The sequence below is a fragment of the Pseudoduganella sp. jia 9 genome (genome assembly GCF_055502615.1).
Genome location: NZ_JBUPWE010000007.1, coordinates 339499 through 356551, shown reverse-complemented (window position 1 = coordinate 356551; position 17053 = coordinate 339499). Strand labels below are relative to the sequence as shown.

General features: G+C 67.6%; 14 protein-coding genes. 4 read left to right on the top strand and 10 right to left on the bottom strand.

The window, feature by feature from the left end:
- Positions 1-11: 11 nt before the first annotated feature.
- Together ltrA and ACY34H_RS11280 are read left to right on the top strand one after the other, a co-directional pair.
- Positions 12-1376, top strand: a complete 1365-nt coding sequence (ltrA, locus tag ACY34H_RS11285) for a group II intron reverse transcriptase/maturase (protein ID WP_464977593.1) — start codon at positions 12-14, stop codon at positions 1374-1376.
- A gap of 252 nt (positions 1377-1628) precedes the next feature.
- A complete protein-coding gene (locus ACY34H_RS11280) occupies positions 1629-3677 on the top strand; it encodes a GAF domain-containing sensor histidine kinase (protein ID WP_464977585.1) in 2049 nt (682 codons plus the stop codon).
- A 57-nt stretch (positions 3678-3734) separates the two neighbouring features.
- On the opposite strand, the gene ACY34H_RS11275 is transcribed toward ACY34H_RS11280, so the two are convergent.
- The 9 genes from ACY34H_RS11275 to ACY34H_RS11235 form a co-directional block, all read right to left on the bottom strand.
- Positions 3735-3875, bottom strand: coding sequence for a hypothetical protein (locus tag ACY34H_RS11275; RefSeq protein ID WP_464977584.1), 141 nt, complete (start codon positions 3873-3875; stop codon positions 3735-3737).
- Positions 3876-3997: 122 nt separating this feature from the next.
- Positions 3998-4927 carry an ACP S-malonyltransferase gene (locus ACY34H_RS11270; RefSeq protein WP_464977583.1) on the bottom strand — a complete coding sequence of 310 codons (930 nt, stop codon included), beginning with the start codon at positions 4925-4927 and terminating at the stop codon, positions 3998-4000.
- Position 4928: 1 nt separating this feature from the next.
- On the bottom strand, positions 4929-5864 hold the full coding sequence (gene mdcB / locus ACY34H_RS11265) for a triphosphoribosyl-dephospho-CoA synthase MdcB (RefSeq protein WP_464977582.1): 936 nt from the start codon (positions 5862-5864) through the stop codon (positions 4929-4931).
- Positions 5852-6544 carry a malonate decarboxylase holo-[acyl-carrier-protein] synthase gene (gene mdcG, locus ACY34H_RS11260; RefSeq protein ID WP_464977581.1) on the bottom strand — a complete coding sequence of 231 codons (693 nt, stop codon included), beginning with the start codon at positions 6542-6544 and terminating at the stop codon, positions 5852-5854. The genes mdcB and mdcG overlap by 13 nt, the downstream gene beginning before the upstream one ends.
- Complete coding sequence (mdcE, locus tag ACY34H_RS11255; RefSeq protein ID WP_464977580.1) at positions 6528-7244, bottom strand: biotin-independent malonate decarboxylase subunit gamma; 717 nt, start codon at positions 7242-7244, stop codon at positions 6528-6530. Before mdcE ends, mdcG begins: the two co-directional genes overlap by 17 nt.
- Positions 7241-8140, bottom strand: a complete 900-nt coding sequence (locus tag ACY34H_RS11250) for a biotin-independent malonate decarboxylase subunit beta (RefSeq protein ID WP_464977579.1) — start codon at positions 8138-8140, stop codon at positions 7241-7243. Before ACY34H_RS11250 ends, mdcE begins: the two co-directional genes overlap by 4 nt.
- On the bottom strand, positions 8137-8451 hold the full coding sequence (gene mdcC, locus ACY34H_RS11245) for a malonate decarboxylase acyl carrier protein (RefSeq protein WP_464977578.1): 315 nt from the start codon (positions 8449-8451) through the stop codon (positions 8137-8139). Before mdcC ends, ACY34H_RS11250 begins: the two co-directional genes overlap by 4 nt.
- 10 nt (positions 8452-8461) lie before the next feature.
- Positions 8462-10129 (bottom strand): malonate decarboxylase subunit alpha, encoded by a 1668-nt coding sequence (gene mdcA, locus ACY34H_RS11240; protein ID WP_464977577.1) that lies wholly within the window; start codon positions 10127-10129, stop codon positions 8462-8464.
- Between the two features lie 36 nt (positions 10130-10165).
- Entirely contained in the window at positions 10166-11587 is a 1422-nt protein-coding gene (locus ACY34H_RS11235) for an SLC13 family permease (RefSeq protein ID WP_464977576.1), read from the bottom strand.
- A 285-nt stretch (positions 11588-11872) separates the two neighbouring features.
- Here ACY34H_RS11235 and ACY34H_RS11230 point away from each other — a divergent pair, with 285 nt between their 5' ends.
- Positions 11873-14350, top strand: a complete 2478-nt coding sequence (locus ACY34H_RS11230) for a hybrid sensor histidine kinase/response regulator (protein WP_464977575.1) — start codon at positions 11873-11875, stop codon at positions 14348-14350.
- Positions 14351-14633: 283 nt separating this feature from the next.
- Complete coding sequence (locus ACY34H_RS11225) at positions 14634-14774, top strand: hypothetical protein (protein ID WP_464977574.1); 141 nt, start codon at positions 14634-14636, stop codon at positions 14772-14774.
- Positions 14775-14850: 76 nt separating this feature from the next.
- Here the strand turns inward: ACY34H_RS11225 and ACY34H_RS11220 are convergent, their stop codons facing one another.
- A complete protein-coding gene (locus ACY34H_RS11220) occupies positions 14851-17016 on the bottom strand; it encodes a putative bifunctional diguanylate cyclase/phosphodiesterase (RefSeq protein WP_464977573.1) in 2166 nt (721 codons plus the stop codon).
- Between the last annotated feature and the right edge of the window lie 37 nt (positions 17017-17053).

The window sequence follows — 17053 nt, the reverse complement described above, 5'->3', positions numbered from 1 at the left end:
TTTTTTCCGGCATGTCGATACAACAGGCAATGCGTCAGATGCCCGCGTCAGCGGGGCGGGAGGCCGTAGGTCAGGGTGAAGCCTTGGCTGCAACTTCCAGCGACGAAGCCTGTGGTCCGCGACATGTGTCAGGAAACGCAGGATCGGCGCTGCTGCAAGCAGCGCTGAGAAGGGAAAATCTGCTGCAGGCGTTCAAGCGTGTGCGTGCCAACAAGGGCGCAGCCGGGGTGGATGGTCGGGACATTGACGAAACCTCGCGCTATCTGGCCGTCGCCTGGCCGGAAATACGCGAACAACTGCTGGCAGGGACGTACCGGCCCCGCCCGGTACGAAGGGTGACGATCCCGAAGCCCGACGGTGGCGAGCGTGAGCTCGGCATCCCGACGGTGACGGATCGGCTGATCCAGCAAGCACTGCTCCAGGTGCTGCAACCGATTCTTGACCCCACTTTCAGCGAGCACAGCTACGGTTTTCGTCCCGGTCGGCGTGCGCAGGATGCGGTACTTGCCGCTCGGGCGTATGTCCAGTCGGGACGACGGATCGTAGTGGACGTGGACCTGTCGAAGTTCTTCGACCGGGTCAACCACGACATCCTGATCGACCGCCTACGGAAACGCATCAATGACGCTGGAGTAATCTGGCTGGTCCGCGCTTATCTGAACAGCGGCATCATGGACCATGGCGTGGTGCAGTCGCGGAACGAGGGGACGCCGCAAGGCGGGCCGCTGTCGCCGCTACTGGCCAACGTCCTGCTCGATGAAGTGGACAAGGAACTGGAACGTCGCGGCCATTGCTTTGCGCGCTATGCCGATGATGCGAACGTCTACGTGCGCAGCAAGCATGCTGGCGAGCGGGTGATGGCGTTGCTGCGCCGTCTCTATGACAAGTTGCACCTCGTGGTCAACGAAGGCAAGAGTGCGGTGGGTAGCGCCTTTGGTCGTAAATTCCTCGGTTACAGCCTCTGGGCTGATCGCAGTGGCGTCAAACTCAAGGTCGCGGATAAGCCGCTGGCAACATTCAAGCAGCGTATTCGGGAATTGACGTGGCGCTCTGGCGGCAAAAGCATGGCACAAGTCGTCGACAACCTGCGCCGCTACATGCTTGGCTGGAAAGGGTACTTCAAGCTGGCTCAAACGCCGAAGGTTTGGCGGAAACTCGATGAGTGGCTGCGCCACAGGCTGAGAGCGATCCAGCTCAAGCACTGGAAGCGTGGAAAAACCATGTATCGGGAATTGCGCAATCTAGGGGCGTCGGAAACGGTTGCGAAGCGGGTAGCCGCTAGCAGCCGATGCTGGTGGCGAAACGCTGATCGGTTGCTGAAAACAGTCCTCACGATCGCTTATTTCGACCGGCTTGGCGTACCACGCCTGTCCTGACCTCAACTACTCGAACCGCCCGGTGCGGACCCGCATGCCGGGTGGTGTGGCAGGGGCGCAGCTTACATTAGCTGCCCCCTATGCCGATTACCGGACCTGTCTGCGGAGCGACCTCTTCAAACGTCCCCGGACGCGCGCCAGCGCACAATCAGTTCAGATGCGGGCGAGGCATACTACGGCTTTCAACGTCTCACTTTCACATTCATGTCAAAGCATGCGCCGGAGTTCGATCATTTGCCACGCGATAGCGAGATGGTCGCGATGCTGCGTAGCAAGGACTGGTCGGCGACACCGCTCGGGCACCCGTCCACCTGGCCGGAGATGCTGCGTTTGCAGCTGAACATCTGCTTTGAATCGGCCTTTCCGATCGCCATCTGGTGGGGGCCCGATCTCATTCAGTTCTACAACGATGGCTATCGGCCGATCCTCGGTGCAACCAAGCACCCGCATGCATTCGGCACGCCGGCCAAGGACACGTGGCCCGACATCTGGCCGACGATCGGTCCCATGGTCGAACAGGTGGTGGAACAGGGAATCGCCGTCAAGGGAGAAGATATGCCGCTCATCCTCGAGCGCAATGGCTATCCCGAACTGTGCCACTTCACCTTTTCCTATAGTCCTATCCGTAACATCGAAGGCCGGATCGACGGCATGTTCACTGCCGCCGTCGAGACCAGCGAACGGGTACTTGCGGAGCGCCGGCAGGCCTTCCAGTTGCGTCTTGCGGATGCCCTGCGGGTGGTGAGCGATCCAGTCGAGATCGCCGAGCGGGCTGCGGTGATGCTGGGCGAACACGTCGAAGCGGGCCGTGCCGGGTACGGGATCGTGGATGCGCGCCTGCAGACGGTGAGCGTGGACGGCGGCTGGACCGACGGCTGCATGGGCAGCCTGTCCGGCGAAAGCCGTCCGCTCGACAGTTTCGGTCCCGCCATCATCGCCGAGCTGAGGGCAGGGCGAACCCTTCGGCTCGATGACATCGCTGCCGATCCACGATCGGCGCCTTACGCGCAAGGCTATGCCAGCATCGGTACGAAGAGCCTCATCGTCGTGCCACTGCTGAAGCATGACGAGTTGAAGGCAATCCTGTACCTGCATTGCGCGGAACAGCGGTGCTGGACTGCAGGCGATGTCGCGATCGCCGAGGACGTCGCCCACCGCACCTGGGATGCGATCGAGCGCGCCGATGCGGAACGCGAGCTGCGCTCAGAGCGGGCGCGTTTTCAAACCATCGTCGACACGATTCCTACCGGTCTCATCATGCTGGATGCGAGCGGTGCGATGGTGATGGAGAACGCCGAGTGGAGGCGTACCTGGGCCGGAAACGGCATCCTGGACCCGGGCGTGGATGATGCAGGCTACAAGGGTTTTCGACCGGACACGGGCGAGCGGATCTCCGCCGACGAGTGGCCGTGCACAATGTCGCTGAAGCAGGGCATCCAGACGCGGGACGTCATCCTCGACATCGAGCGCTTCGACGGCACACGCGGCACGATCGTGGTGTCGAGTTCGCCGATTCATGATGCGTCGGGAAGCATCACGGGCGCGGTCGCCGCCAATATGGATATTTCCGAACTGCGTGCCGCGCAAACGAAGCTGATCGAAGCAGACCGGCGAAAGGACGAGTTCCTGGCGATGCTGGCCCATGAACTGCGCAACCCGCTGGCGCCGATCCGCACTGCGGCGGAAATGCTCAGGATGGTGGCGCACGCGGACCCCATGGTCAGCAAGGCCAGTGTCGTGATCGCCCGCCAGACCAGTCACCTGACGGCGCTGATCAATGATCTCCTCGATGTATCGCGCGTCACCAGGGGGCTGGTGGAACTGGACAGGGAGATGGTCGAGCTGAACGCGGTCGTCGACAGCGCGGTGGAGCAATCGAAGCCGCTGCTCGATGCCAGGAGGCATACCCTGGCGGTCCAGGCCGGCGCGGCCCGCCCGCTGGTGATCGGCGACCGTAACCGGCTGGTCCAGGCTCTCGCCAACCTGCTGAACAACGCGGCCAAGTACACACCCGAGGGTGGCGATATCCGCATGTCGGTTCGGGCCGGCAACGGCAGGGTTGTTGTCGAGGTGGCGGACAGCGGGATCGGCATCGAACCGTCACTGCTGCCGCATATCTTCGAGCTCTTTACGCAGGCAGAGCGGACACCGGATCGCTCCCAGGGCGGCCTGGGCATCGGCCTGGCGCTCGTCAAGACCATCGTGAATCTGCATGGCGGCGAGGTTGCCGCGTACAGCGCGGGCTTCGCGCAGGGCAGCAAATTCACCGTTTCCCTGCCACTGGCCGCTGAGCGTGGATAGCTATAGTATCGTCACGCCTGAACGTCGGCCCAGGCGGCATGCCTGGGCCCCGGTCGATCAGTTCCAGCCGCCGGCATTCAGGCGGTAATCCAGCCGTGCAGGTTGAGCAATTTCGGCCTGCTTGCGCAGCGCGAGCATGGCGCGGGCCTGGGCTGCGGACAGCAGCGTGCGAACGGCGGCAGCGATGACTTGTTTCATGATGGACTCCCGGATAACGATTGCATGGGGGATCGCAACGCGACCCGATGCTACCGTTATATAGGCGGTCCACCCGGAATTCCAATTCTCAAATGCAATACCAGATATATCGATCGTGAATGCTAATCGAGCTGCCTCCCCAGCCAGCTGCGTATGCCGTCCAGCGAACGGAATTCCGTGACGGACCGGCAGGCGATATGCGGGTGGCGTGCCTGCAACATGCGCGACAGCGCGGCACCCGGACCCAGTTCCAGCGCGACGGTCGCGCCGGCTTCCTCGCAGGCGTCCATGCAGTCGTGCCAGCGGATCGGTTCGGCGATCTGGCGCGACAGGTCGCCCATCGCGCGTGCGGTGTCCCAGGCCGGTTCGGCGGAGATGCCGGACAGCACCGGGAAAGAGGGGGCAGTCCATTTCTGGCGAGCCAGCAATGCCGCGAACGGCGCGACGGCGCCGGCCAGCAGCGGCGTGTGCGACGCCACCTCCACCGGCAGCACGGTGGCCCGGCCGCCTGCCGCCACGGCAGCATCTGCCAACGCGTCCCGCTGCGCGGCGGGGCCGCCGGCGACCAGGGTGTCTTCGCCGGTGATGATGGCGCCATGGAAACCAAAGCGCTGCAGCAGGGCGGCGGCGCTGCCGTCGGGCATGGCGGAAAGTGCCACCATGGCCTGCGGCACGCCGTCCGCCACGCATGCATCCATCAGCATTGCCCGTTCGAGCGCCAGTTTCACGGTAGCGGTAGGCGCCAGCGCGCCCGCGACGGCGTGGGCCGACAGCTCGCCGATGCTGTAGCCGGCAACGAGCGCCGGCTGCGGCAGCGCATCGGTCAGCGCCGTCCACATGGCCAGCGTGGCGGCGACGATCGACGGCTGCGCGATGCGGTTGGCGAAAAGTGCCTTGCCGTCGACGGTCGCCTGCAGCGGTTCGGCCAGCAACGCGTCGCCGAACCATTCGTCGAGCAGGCCGCCCGCGCCCGGATCGCTGCGCGCCAGGTCGAACATGGCGGGATGCTGGGCACCCTGGCCGGGGCACAGCACGACTAACCGGGCCGCCATGTCAATCGTGCCCGCGGCGGGGCGGCCGCACGCCACCGGCTGCCTCGATCAGGCAGGCCGCCTGCACCAGGCAGACGGCACCGAGCAGGTCGGCCGCGCCGCCGGGCGACAGGCGCGCGGCAACGAAGCTGCGATGGCAGGCCAGTGCGCGCCCTTCCCAGTCCGGCGCGGCGGTGCCACCCCGGGCGACAAAGGCGCGTGCCTGGCGGCGCACCGCCAGTGCCCCTTCCGGACCGCCGCGATGGTAGACGTTGGTGTCGCTGACATGCGCCATCAGCGCAAACAGCGCATCGACCCGCGCGCACCGCGTGCCGCGGCCGGCCGCCAGCGTTTGCCGCAAGGCAGGCAGGCCGACGGCGAACACGGAAGGAAAACCGCGCGCGCCTTCCTCGCGGGCGCCGCTGGCTGCATAGCGCAGCAGTGCCGCCGTGCCATGCGAGGGCGTGGCCAGGTCGGCGCTGTGGGCGCCGAGGGCCGGCCCCCAGTGCCGCAGCAGCGCGCCCTGGATCGCCGCCGGCGCCAGCGCGGTGCCGTTTGCCCGGCAGCGCCCGATGGCGGCGCACAGCAGGCCGAGGCAGAAGATGGCGCCGCGGTGCGTGTTGATGCCGCCGGTGGCGCGCAGCATACGCGCCTCGGCCTCGATGCCCAGGCGTTTCAGTTCGTGGAAGGGCGCATCGGCCATGCCGGCTTCGGCGATGCGCAGGAAATAGCGGCGCAGCGCGAACAGGCTGCGCACGAAGGTGGCTGCCGTCATGTCGTCGTGGCTGCCGTTGTCGACCAGCGAGACCAGGCCGGGCTTCGGATACAGCGCCAGTTCCGCATACAGGCTGTGCACGGCCAGGCGCGCCACCCATTGGCAAAACGCGCGGTCCGCGGCAACGCCCGTGACTGGCGGCCTGCGGGCCGGAAGCAGCAGCGCCGGGTTCAGTTCAGGCATCGCGCATCCTCCAGCGTCGCCAGCAGATCTTCCGGTGCCGCCAGTGCCACTTGCTGCAGGCTTTTCGCCAGTACGCGCGTGCCGGGCATGGTATCGAGCACCATGCGCAGCTCCTTCCACGCCACTGCCCGTCCATCGGGAAACACCACTTCGCCATCGAGCGGCATCAGCGCCGCATGTCGGGCCAGCAGCGCCAGGCCGGCCGTCAGCTGTGCGCGGTCCGCAGGACGCAGCAGCAGGTCGATGTCGGAGGCCGGCGTCAGATAGCGCTGCCCCGTGATCGCGGCCAGCGCCACCGAGCCGTAGACTGCCAGCTCGAGTCCCGCGTCGCCGGCCTCGCGCGCCAGCGCCGCCAGCGCTGTACGCCAGTCGCCGGGCACCGCGTCGAGAGCAGCCGCGAGCGGCAGGGCAGGGGTGTGGCGGACGATATCGGCCACGCCGGCCCGGCTGCCGATGCGCAGCTTGCGGCCGTCGCCGGGCCGCGGGGGCAGGGCGAAGCCGATGGCCACTTCGCCGGCTTCCGCATCGCCCTCCGCGCGCCGCACCACGGCGGGCCAGCCGGCATCGCGCCAAACATCCAGCGCTGCTGTCAGCTCCTGCGCCGCGTCGGGCGCCACGCCGGCGCGCACCTGCCGCCAGCCCCGCTCCGTCAGCCACACAAGGTCATGCCGGGCGAACATGGCCACCCGTCCTGACTGCCTCGGCGACGGGCTGCGCCAGCAGGCGGCCGCCCCGTTCCAAGCCCAGCGCCATGCGGCCATCGGCCGGGTCGGTACCGGCCAGCGCCTCGACCAGCCGGTTGGCCAGGTCGTCCGTCCAGATGGCGTGCAGGCCTCCCATGCGCAGGTAGTTCTCCGGCCCGGGCGCGAACACGGGATTGTCCCGCGCCAGCTCGGTCAGCCGCTCTTCCGGCACCTTGGTGATGCGCGCCATTGCCGGCAGGCCCATCACGCGGATGGTGGCCTGCGGCAGGGCGTAGCAGGCGCTGGCGATCAGGCCGCTGGTGATGAAGCCGCCGGACAGGGCCTGGTCGTACACCAGGCCGATCACGGCATGGCCGCGGCGCCGCGCCAGGTCGACGCACTTGCCCAGGTGGGCCATGTAGCTGTTGATGCCCAACATTTCGTCGCGGTGGCGCAGGCGCTGGCCCTGCGTGTCGACCAGGATCAGGATCGGCCGGCCCGGATGCCGCTGCACCGTCTGCAGGATCGCCCGGGCCTGCGCCAGCGCGATCTCGATGCCGATCGGGACGTGCTCCGTGGTGCCGATCACGGCCACGGTCTGGCCGTCCACCTGGCCGGTGCCGGACAGGAAATTGTCGTGTTCGGCGATGTCGTGCGCGCCGGGGAACAGCTGGTTTGCCAGGGTCTGCCAGGTCATCGCTGTCCTCCCGCGCGGTGCGGTGCCGCCAGTTGCATGAAGGCGTCCGTGTCCAGCATCGGCACGCCGGCCGGATCGGGTACGCCGAGCTGCCGCCACACGTCGACCGGGTCGGCCAGGCCGGCGGTGTCGCGCAGGCGGCGCGCCAGCAGGTCCTGTTCTTCCAGCAGGCCTTCCAGGCTCAGGCTGGCGCTGCCGGCGCGGATCTCCGCGATGGCCTGCAGCGCGGCGGCGCGGAAGGCGGCGGTATCGTCCGGCACCAGCACCTGGCAGTCGCCCAGCAGGTAGCGGTGCTTGCCGCCGGTGGTGCGCCACACCAGCGCGCGGTCGCGCGAGTCGAATTCCTCGACGCCGCTGGCGGTCTCGATCACTTCGGGGCCGGACATCGCCAGCCGGCCTTCCTCCGACATGATCACCGTGTTGGCGCAGCGCGCCGAGATGCCCATGCCGCCGAAGCAGCCGTTGGCGCCGCCCACCAGTGCCACCACGGGAATGTTCGCGGCGCGCGCATCGAGCAAGGCGCGCATCACTTCCGACACCGCGATCAGCCCGGCATTGGCCTCGTGCAGGCGCACGCCGCCCGATTCGAGCAGCAGCAGCACCGCGTGGGCCTGCTCGTCGATGGCGCGGCGCAGCATGCCCACCAGCTTGGCGCCGTGCACCTCGCCGACCGAACCGCCCATGAAGCCGCCTTCCTGGGCCGCGCCGAACACCACGTGGCCGCCCAGCAGGCCGCGCCCGACCACGACGCCGTCGTCGAACGACACGGGGGCGTCGAGCTGCGCCAGGTGCGGGCTGACGATGCGCGCCGACGGCGGCAGGAATTCCTCGAAGCTGCCGGGATCGAACAGGGCGGGGATGCGCTGGCGCGCGGTCAGTTCCAGGTAGCTGCTCATGGCGTGCCTCCCGCCAGCGATTGCGCCGCCTGGTCCAGCCGCAGGCTGACCACGGCCGGCGTGGCGCCCATGTCGTTGATGCAGATGCGCGCGTCGGCCAGGCTCCAGCGTTCGTGGAAGTCCGTCATCACGGCCTGCCATGTCGCGCCGAAGCCGACGGCCGCCGTGCGCACCTCGATTTCGCAGGCGCCGGCCAGCGCCGCCGGCTCGATCAGCACTTCGAGATTGCCCGAGCCGACCACGCCGACCAGCTGTGCCGTGCCGGCCAGCGGGCGGGTGCCCTGCCCGAACCTGAATTGAAGGGTTTCCATGGATGTGTCCTTACCAGTTCCTGAAGCGTTTCGGCGGATCGTACAGCCCGCCCGACGCGCGCACCAGGTCTTTCATGTTCCTGGCCGCCAGCAGGTCGCGCGTTGCCAGGCGCTTGTCGATGCCCAGGTCTTCCGGGCGGCGGATGATGCCGCGGTCGCGCAGGTTCTCCACCATGCGCTTGTCGCGGCCCAGGCCCACTGGTGTGTAGCCGGCCACGCCGCGGATGGCCTGTTCGCGTTCCTCGTCGCCACGGCACAGCAGCAGGTTGGCGATGCCTTCCTCGGTCAGGATGTGCGTGACGTCGTCGCCGTAGATCATCACGGGCGGTATCGCCATGCCGGCCTGCTCGGCCAGCTGCCAGGCGTCGAGTCGTTCGACGAAGGCCGGGGCCATGTGCTCGCGGAAGGTCTCGACCATCTGCACCACCAGCTTCTGCCCGCGCGGGATCGTGTTGCGGCCGGCGCGGGCCTGTTCGCCCGCCTTCAGCCAGGCCGCGCTGGGATGGCGGCGTCCGCGCGCGTCGGCGCCCATGTTCGGCGCGCCGCCGAAACCGGCGATGCGGCCCTGCGTCGCCGTGGACGAGTTGCCCTGCAGGTCAATCTGCAGGGTGGAGCCGATGAACATGTCGCAGGCGTAATGGCCGGCGGCCTGCGAAAAGGCGCGATTGCTGCGCATCGAGCCGTCCGGCCCCGTGAAGAACACGTCGGGCCGGGCGCGGATATAGTCTTCCATGCCCAGTTCGGAGCCGAACGAATGCACCGATTCGACGAAGCCCGCCTCGATGGCCGGAATCAGCGCCGGGTGCGGGTTGAGTGCCCAGTGGCGGGCGATCCTGCCTTTCAGGCCCAGGCTGGCCGCATACGTCGGCAGCAGCAGCTCGATGGCGGCGGTGTCGAAGCCGATGCCGTGGTTCAGGCGCTCGACGTCGTATTCGGCATAGATGCCCTTGATGGCCATCATCGCCATCAGCACCTGGATTTCCGAAATCAGCGCCGGGTCGCGCGTAAAGAGCGGCTCGATGTAGTAGGGCGTGGGCGACTGCACCACGTAGCCGACCCAGTCCGCGGGAATGTCCACGCGCGGCAGCTTGTCGACGATGCGGTTGACCTGGGCGATCACGATGCCGCTCTTGAAGGCGGTGGCCTCGGCGATGGCCGGCGTGTCCTCGGTATTCGGCCCCGTGTACAGGTTGCCTTCGCGGTCGGCCATCTCGGCAGCCACCAGCGCCACGCGCGGGGTCAGGTCGACGAAGTAGCGCGCGAACAGCTCCAGGTAAGTGTGGATCGCACCGATATTGAGCTTGCCCGCCTGCGCCAGCCTGGCCAGGCGTGCAGCCTGCGGCCCCGAGAACGAGAAGTCCAGCCGCGCGCCGATACCCTTCTCGAACACGTCGAGATGCTCGGGCAGCGACAGCACCGACAGCAGCATGTGCAGGTTGTTGATGCGGCCCGGATCGAGCCTGGCCAGCGCCTTGCCGAGGAAATCGGCCTGCTTCTGGTTGTTCCCTTCCAGGCAGACCCGGTCGCCCGGTTCCAGCACCTGGTGCAGCAGCTCGGCGATATGCGATGCCGCGACGATCTTGCCGTCCAGCGCGTCGCCCAGGGCGGCGCGGGCGCGCGCCAGGCGGGCATCGCGGTTGCGTTGCTGGGAAGTCCAGCGGCCTTCAGGTGAATTCATGGATTATCCTAGAAAATGCGCTTGAGAATGTGGCGCTCACAGCACCACGAACAGCAGCCAGACCACGACCGGTGCGACCAGCGTGACGATACCGCCATAGATCATCAGCTGGCGCAGGAATACGTCGCGGTCGATGTGCTGGGCGCTGGCCAGCACCAGCGCGCCGTTGGTCGAGAACGGGCTGACATCGACGATGGTGGACGCCACCGCCATGGCGGCGATGAAGCCGATCGGATCGACGCCGGTGCCGGCCTGCAGGAACGGCACGGCCAGCGGGATCAGCGAGCCCAGCACGGCCGTCGACGACGCGAACGCCGACACAATGGCGCCGACGAACAGCAGCAGCAGCGCCACCACCAGCGGCGAGGTCAGGCTGGCGACGCTGTCGCCGACCCAGGTGATGGTGCCCATCTTCTGCATCACGCCGACATAGGTGCTGACGCCGACGATCAGCATGATCTCCGGCCACGACACCTGGCCGATGGCGCGTTTCTGCACCTGCGGCGACATCAGCGAGATCAGCAGGCCGATCGAGATGGCGACAAAGCCGATATCGAGCTTGTACAGCAGCGTCAGCACGGCCAGCGCGACCAGGCCGGCCACGGTGACCATCTGCTGGAAGGTCGCGCCTTCGTTCAGTGCCACGCCGGCGGCCGCGCCGGCACCCGTGCCGCCCGGCGTGCCGATGGCGCCGACGGCGGCGCTGGAGCGCTCCCGTGTCAGCCGTTCCCCGCTGGCCGCCTCGTTCTCGGCATCGCCGTAGATCTGCGGCCCCTGCGCCGCCACCGCGACGGTCGCGCCGAACGGCGCGATGGGGTCGCCGCGCCCGGCGGCCGTCTTTGGCACCTGCTGGCGCATCAGCTTCATGCCGCCGAACACGAAGAACAGCAGCAGCGAGACGGCGAAGTTGACGCCCAGGCTGACGAACGCGGTGGTCAGTTCCGAGATCGGCAGTCCGGCCTCGTTGACGACCTTGTTGGTGATGCCGCCGTAGATGCTGATCGGCGAGAAGCCGCCGCCCTGGGCGCCGTGGATCACCATCAGGCCCATCATCAGTGGATTGATGTGGTACTTGGCGGCAAAGCCCAGCGCGATCGGCGCAATGATGGCCACCGCCGCCGGACTGACGGCACCGACCGAGGTGAGCAGGGCCGTGACCGCGAACATCACCCAGGGAATGGCGGCGATGCGTCCGCCGACGGCGCGCACCGCCAGCCGCACCAGCCAGTCGATGGTGCCGTTGTTCTGGGCCTGGGCGAACAGGAACGTGATGCCGACGAGGGTCAGGAACAGTTCGGCCGGGAAGCCGGCCATGATGCCCTTGGCCTGCATGCCGGCGACCAGCGTACCGACAAGGAAGGCGCCGACAAAGGCGATGACGCCCATATTGATGGGCAGCGCGGTGGCGACGACGAACATCAGCGCCAGCACGCAAATGGCAATCAGGTGAGTGGACACGGCAGTGCTCCTGGGATTGCGGTACCGGCTGCGGCCGGACCGCGGGTGATACGTCTCCATGCATTCCCCGCCCGGACAGTGGCAGGGCGGACATGCTCTTTTTATATCGTGTAGTCCAAGGTAACGCGAAAAGGCGCCCGGATCAATTACTGCCGAAGGCCGACGTTTACTCTGAGCGGAAAGATCGGGTGGCACGTCGCGGTCGGGTCCGGCGGCATGCCGTGTAAAACGACAGCCGGCGGCAATGTGGCGGATTTTATTCTGCAATCATGTCAGAATACCCACATGGAAATCCCCCCTGCATTCGACTCCCTGTTCGCCGGCGAGGGCATCGTCCGCGCCCTGCTTCGCGCCCGCGACTGGCGCAGCTTCCCCTTCGGCCCCCCCGAAGCATGGCCCACGGAGATCCGCAGCACCATCGCCATGGTGCTCGACGCCGCCGCGCCGATCAGTTTCTACTGGGGGCCGGAGTGCCTGTACTTCTACAACGACGCCTATCTCCAGGTCCTCGGCGACAAGCATCCGGCCGCCCTGGCCAGTCCGTTCTGGGGCAGCTGGGAAGAACTGAGGGAGGGTTTTGCCCCCATCCTGGCCGAGGCGCTGGCCGGCAGGGCCTGCAACCTGAGCGACATACGGTTCACCGTGGTGCGCGATGGCGTGCCCGAGACGGCTTACTTCAGCTATGCGCTGTTTCCCGTCTTCGATACCGGGGGCAATGTCGCGGGCATCCTGAATCCGGCGGCCGACACGACCGCCACCGTGATCTCGAACCGCCGCCGCGAATTCCAGCTGCGGCTTGGCGACCTGCTTCGCGCGCTGAACGATCCCGCCGAAGTCGTCGCCGAAGCAAGCGCGCTGCTCGGCGAATACCTCGGGGTGGGGCGCGTGGCGTACGTGACGGTCGACGACGCAGGCGAGGCCGGCAGCGTCGGACGGGACTGGACCAACGGCAGCCTGCCATCGGTGGCCGGCATCACGGTAAACCTGGACGATTTCGGCGTCTTCGCGGCCGAGGGAGCGCGGGCGGGCCGGCCCCTGATCGTCGGCGATGCCGCGACCGACGTCCGTTGCGCACCTTACGCGCACGCCTACGCGACCCTCGGCGTACGCGCCGTGCTGGCGATACCGCTGCTGAAGAACGGCCGCCTGCGCGTCATCCTCAATGCCCACGACGCGGCGCCGCACCGCTGGACGAAGGCCCAGGTCGGCATGGCCGAGGACATGCTGGAGCGGACCTGGGCTGCGGTGGAGAGCATGTCCGCGCAGGCCGAGCTGCGCCGCGAGCGCGACCAGAGCGACTATATCTTCGACAACATGGCCGAAGGTTTTGCACTGCTCGACACCGAATGGCGCATCGTGCGGATGAATGCGGAAGGCCTGCGGCTGACGCACCAGACGACAGCCGGCGTCATCGGACGCAGCCACTGGGACCTGTGGCCGGACTTGCTGGGAACGCCGGTCGAAACGCTGTACCGGCAGGTCAGGGACGAACGCACATCGGGAACCATCGACATTCCCTATACGCTGCCGGGCGGCGACATCTGGATGGAAGTGCGTGCCTATCCCGCCCTCGAAGGCGGCCTGGCGCTGTTCTTTCGCGACGTTTCCGCACGCAAGAAGGCCGAGACACAGCTGCGCGAGGCGGACCGCCGCAAGGACGAGTTCCTGGCCATGTTGGCCCATGAGCTGCGCAACCCGCTGGCGCCCATCAGCGCCGCGGCCGACCTGCTGCAGCTGGGCGGTGTCGACGAGGCGCGGGTGCGGCAGACCAGCCAGATCATCGGCCGGCAGGTACGCCACATGACCAGCCTGGTGGACGACCTGCTCGATGTTTCGCGGGTCACGCGCGGCCTCGCCGAACTCGACATGCGGCGGCTGGACATGCACCGTATCGTCACCGACGCCATTGAACAGGTCACGCCGCTGATCCGCACGCGCAGCCACCACCTCGCGCTGGAACTCACACCGGCCGCGCCGCTGGTGATGGGCGACAGGAACCGGCTCGTGCAGGTGTTCGCCAACCTGCTCAACAATGCGGCCAAGTACACGCCCGAAGGCGGCCATATCGGCCTGCGCACCGAAGTGCGCCCCGGCCATGTGCTGTTCCACGTGAGCGACACCGGCATCGGCATGGCGCCCGAACTGGCGGCGCGGGCGTTCGACCTGTTCTCGCAGGCGGAGCGTTCGTCCGACCGCTCGCTGGGCGGTCTCGGGCTGGGGCTGGCGCTGGTGAAAAGCCTCGTGCACCTGCACGGCGGCACGGTCACCTGCGCCAGTCCCGGCCTGGGGCAGGGCAGCACGTTTACCGTCTGCCTGCCGCGCCTGGCCGCCCGGGAAGACGATGCCACCGGCGCGGCCCTGTCCGAGCCGCCCCGGCGCGACGGCAGCGGCCCGCTGCGCATCATGGTGGTCGACGATAACGTGGATGCGGCGTCGATCCTGGCACTGCTGCTGGAAACGGCGGGACACCAGGTGGTCGTGGAATACGACGCGCGCGACGCGCTCGCGCTGAGCGCCTCGGGAAGCTGGGACGCGTTCCTGCTCGATATCGGCCTGCCGGGCATGGACGGGAACGAGCTGGCGCAGCGCCTGCGCGCGCAAGCGGCGACCGCCGGCACGACCCTGGTAGCCGTCACCGGCTACGGCCAGGAGAGCGACCGCCTGCAGACGGCCGCCGCGGGTTTCGACCATCACCTCGTGAAGCCTGTCGATATCGATGAACTGTTCGCGATCCTGGCCCGGATCGGACAGCGCGGCGGATGAACGTCCACCCTCTGCAACATGCATTCACGACATGTTCCCCGGCGAACAAATAAAATTCTTTCACGTTGTGAATGGGCGTACACTGGAACGCAGCCATTACCGGCCACTGCGGGCAGCAAGCCCCGCAGCCGCCACCCCGCGGTCATGCCCGGCCCCGGCCCTGCTTCGAAGCCGCCCGCCGCTTTCCGCAATCGTCCGGTCCCGCCGTCATCGCCCGGCGGTTCTTTCATCCTATGGAGTACAGCATGCGTCGCAGTCATCTGGTGGATGGCGGGAGGGCGCCGTGAACAGGACCATGGCGGCATTGTTCGCCCTGGCAGCCGTGGTGGCGTGGTTCCTGTGGCCACAGAACGCCACGCCGGACCAGGCCTCGGCCGGCCGCACCGGGAATGTCGTCAAGGTCGCCGATACAGGGCGCCGATAAAGTCAGCTGAGGCAGGCCGCTGAGACAGGCCGCTGAGACAGGGAAGGGCTGCTGGCGGTCCGCCTGCCCGCGCCGCTCATGCGCATGCCGCCGGCCGCAGGAAAGCCGCTTCGAAAGCACCTGCTTCCAGTGCCTTGCCATAGTAATATCCCTGTCCCTGCGCGCAGCCTGCCAGGACCAGGAACCCCGCTTCCGGCGCGGTTTCGATGCCTTCCGCCACGGTGGGCAGTTGCAGGTTGCCGGCCAGCGCGATCACCGCGTGCAGCAAGGCCTGCCTGCGCGGTTCGGCATGGTCGATGCCGTGGACGAAGCTGCGGTCAACCTTCAGCACGTCGATCGGCAGCTCGGCAAGGTAGCCGAGGCTCGAATAGCCGGTGCCGAAATCGTCGATGGCAAGCGACAGGCCGAGATGCTTCAGGCGCCGCAGGATGCCGATCGAGCTGTCCATGTCCTGCATCAGCGTCGATTCCGTCAGTTCCAGCTGCAGGCAGGCCGGATCCAGCCGTGCCTCCGCGAGGTGCCGTTCGACGTGATCGGCGAAGCCGGCATGCCGCAGTTCCAGCGCCGAGACATTGATGGCGATCGCGCCGGAATCGAAGCCGCTGGCCTTCCATGCACCGGCCTGGCGAACCGCCTCGGCCAGCACCCACCTGCCCAGCGGCACGATCTGTCCGGATTCCTCGGCACTGCGGATGAACCGGTCCGGACTGACCCAGCCCCATTCGGGATGATGCCAGCGCAGCAGGGCCTCGCAGCCGCACAGGCCGCCATCGGCCAGGCGGATTTTCGGCTGGTAGAACAGTTCGAACTCGGCCGCGGCCAGCCCGGCTCGAACGCCGTCCTCCAGCTGCTTGCGCCGCACGGCCTTGGCCAGCATCTCCGGCACGAAGAAACGGTAGCCGTCGCGGCCCGCCATCTTTGCCCCATGCAGGGCGGTGTCGGCATGATGCATCAGCGCCTCGTCCGTGCTGCCGTCCTCGGGAAACATGGCAATCCCGATGCTGCAGCCGATGTGCGCGCTGGCCTCGTCGAGTTCGTAGGGCGGCGCGACCGCGGCAAGGATACGCTCGGCGGCGCGCGTGGCCTCCGCGCGGCCGGCGCCGGGAGCCATCAGCACCACGAACTCGTCGCCGCCCTGGCGGCTGACCAGGTCGTTGCTGCGGAAGCAGCCGCGCAGGCGCGCCGCGACGGCCACCAGCAATGCGTCCCCGGCGGCATGGCCCAGTGTGTCGTTGACCGACTTGAACCTGTCCAGGTCGAGGAACATGACCGCCAGCGGCACGGCACTGCCCTGGGCGTCGCACAGGATGCGTTTGAGGTGCCGCTGCGCCGCAAAGCGGTTCGGCAGGCCTGTCAGGAAATCGTGCCACGCCAGGTAGTCGACCTGGGCCTGCAGCTGGTGGGCATCCGTGATGTCGTGGAATACCATGACCGCGCCGCTGACCGCGCCGGCATCGTCGACGATCGGCGCGGTGGAGTCCTCGATGACGATTTCCGTACCGTCGCCGCGTACCAGGATCGCGCCCCTGGGCAGGCGCCTGATTTCCCCCGTGCGCAGCGTCTCCACCAGCGGATGGGCGATCGGCGCAAGCGAGCCCGCATCCAGCAGGCTCATCAGTTCAGTGATGTGCATGCCCAGCGCTCCCTGCCGGGGCAGCCGCATCAGCCGCAAGGCCGCGGCGTTCAGGTAGCGGACGTGGCCGGTGGTATCCGTGCTGATGACGGCGTCCGCGATGGCCTCGAGCATCGCGCCCCGCTCGCCGCTACCCATTGTGGCAAGCTGCATCCGGCGCGCCGCGATGACGATGCAGCGGAACATCTCGCACAAGAGGCGTGCCGGCGCATCATCCAGCACAATATGGGCAACGACGGGGGCAACGAGTGGAGCCACTACAGGGGCAACGACAGGAGCAACGACGGGCGCGGCAGCGGCGGCGGAATCGCCGGGAAGCCGGAGGTGCTCCAAGTCTGCCGAGTTCGCCTCGCACAGCAGGATCACCGGCGTCGCGCCGTAGTGCAGCGACATCGCTGTCGTCAGCGCGCCGTCGCCGCGGCTGCGCTGCCCCAGCAGGTTCAGGAGGATGAGGTCGGGGCCGGGCGGGCGTGCAACGCGCAGGGCGTCGGCAAGCGATGCCGCGTAGACGAAGGCCAGGCGGCCGCCCGGTCCATCTTCGCAGCCAAGCGGTGCGAGCTTCTCCCGGTCGCGCGGATCGGAAGTGACGACGAGAATCAGCATGTCCATCGAGCTTCCTTTCCACGGTGCGTGACACTTCACGCAC